Origin of the sequence: Tistrella mobilis, assembly GCF_039634785.1 — a bacterium.
Taxonomy (GTDB): Bacteria; Pseudomonadota; Alphaproteobacteria; order Tistrellales; family Tistrellaceae; genus Tistrella; species Tistrella mobilis.
This window is the reverse complement of the sequence record NZ_JBBIAB010000059.1, coordinates 1-1,470: the sequence shown is the minus strand read 5'-3', so window position 1 is coordinate 1,470 and position 1,470 is coordinate 1. Positions and strand designations below refer to the sequence as shown.

The 1,470-nt window shown below is 68.0% G+C and carries 1 protein-coding gene; it reads left to right on the top strand.

Annotation, left to right across the window (positions count from 1 at the left end; all coding sequences use genetic code 11):
- Nucleotides 1–266 precede the first annotated feature (266 nt).
- Entirely contained in the window at nucleotides 267–1,436 is a 1,170-nt protein-coding gene (locus WI697_RS27445) for an IS110 family RNA-guided transposase (protein WP_345960682.1), read from the top strand.
- Nucleotides 1,437–1,470 lie beyond the last annotated feature (34 nt).

Genomic DNA, 1,470 nt, shown 5'->3' with positions numbered 1-1,470 from the left:
GCTTGTATGAATTCCACTCATCGGGCCGTCTCCTGATAGGATGTTTGGCCTGATAGCCGGGAGAGGGTCGCCGCGTTGCGCTCGAAGGATGATCTTCGTGCATGAGATTGGCGCCCTCGCCCGGTGCTTTTTGCCCGAACGGTATCCGGCGGTGTCGTTGCGAGTGGGCGGATGACCGCCCCGATCGGGGCGGTCATCCGCGCATGGACAAGCAGGGGCACGAGCACCGGCTCCGAGGCTTCCGGCTCATCCGCACGGGAGGCGCCATGCAATTCGTCGGCATCGACATCGCGTCGGAAACCCATGTCTTCGCCATCCTTGATGCGGACGGCACGGTCCTGACCAAACCCAAGCCGTTCGCCGAAGACGCGGCCGGGCATGGCACGTTGCTGGCCGCGCTGGCCCCGCCGGGTGAGGCGCTGGTGGTCATGGAGGCGACCGGGCATTACTGGAAGAACCTGTTCGCCGTGCTGGCGGCCAAGGGCTACGAGGTCGCCCTGATCAACCCGCTGCGCACCCACCGCTTCCAGGGCGAGAGCCTGGAGCGCACCAAGACCGACGCCATCGACGCCCTCGGCCTGGCCCGCTTCGGGCGGGAAAAGCGCCCCTCCCCGACCCGGCTGGGCAGCCGGGCCAGCGAGGAGCTGCGCGAACTGGTTCGCCACCGCGACCGGCTGCGCCAGGATTTCGACGACCGCGTCCGCCAGCTCCGCCGGCTGGTCGATCTCGGCTTCCCGGAATTCCGACGCTATGTCCGCACGCTCGACAGCATGCTGGCCACCGCCATCCTGGCGGAATACCCCACCGCCGAGGCCGTCGCCAAAGCAACGCCGCGCCGGCTCGCCAAGCTGCGCTACGATGGCCGCCACGCCGTCGGAAGCGAACTGGCCGACCAGATCATCGCCGCGGCCAAGCGCTCGGTCGGCCAGCACCACGGCCCCGCCTACCGCGTCCAGGTCCGCGACATCTGCCAGGATCTCGATCTGTGGCGCCGCCGCTTGGCCGACCGTGACGACGACATCACCCGTCTGCTCGACGAGCACGAGGTCGGCTCGCTGCTGACCTCCATCGACGGAATCGGTCCCGGCACCGCAGCACGCCTCATCGCCGAACTCGGCGATCCGGCCCGCTTCGACAGCCCCGCAGCCCTGGCAGCCTATGTCGGCGTCATCCCAGCCCTGCGCCACTCCGGAAAGCGCCGCCCCACCCGCGCCGGCATCACCCCGATCGGCAACGCGCGCCTGCGCACCGCCTTGTGGATGCCAACCCTCACCGCTGTCCGCCGAAACCCGTGGCTCAAAGCTTTCTACGACCGACTCCGCGCACAGGGAAAGCCACCAAAGCTCGCCCTCGTCGCCGCCATGCGAAAACTCCTCGTCGCCGTCTACGCCGTCGCCAAGGCTCGAAAACCCTTCGTGCCAAAGCTCGCCGACTGAAAAAAGCGCTTGCTCAGCGTGACGGTATCTCATG